The organism is Spirulina sp. CCY15215, assembly GCF_016888125.1.
In the GTDB taxonomy this organism is placed as follows: domain Bacteria; phylum Cyanobacteriota; class Cyanobacteriia; order Cyanobacteriales; family Spirulinaceae; genus CCY15215.
In genome coordinates, this window is sequence record NZ_JACSWA010000037.1 from 1 (window position 1) to 362 (window position 362).

Here is a 362-nt window from a genome sequence, read left to right on the forward strand (position 1 = left end):
CGCAATAATCAAATCTCCCTCATTGGCAGTATTTAGCGTCGCATTTTCAGTCCCAGAAGCGGTTAATAATTCGGGAATATCCAAAGCCGTAAAGGGTGAAATTTCCCCATTGCTATCCCGAGGGGCTTCGATTTCCAAACTCAACAAACTTCCTGCTTGCTGAATGCGAATTAAACTGCTACCGGGTACCGCCGCAAGCGTTACCGTACCCGCTTCAATACTGCCCGTATTGACAACGATTCCCCCCATCAGTGTAATATCGCCCCCCGTCGCCGTCAAATTTCCGGCATTGATTATCGCTCCAGGCTGTGCCAAATCGAAAGCAAATTGATTGGGATTTCCCGTTAAAGTTTGATAATTAT

1 protein-coding gene is annotated in these 362 nt (G+C 46.7%); it reads right to left on the reverse strand.

The features are described from left to right. The coding region (locus JUI58_RS27420; RefSeq protein WP_204101743.1) for a hypothetical protein at nt 1–362 on the reverse strand (362 nt) is incomplete at both ends.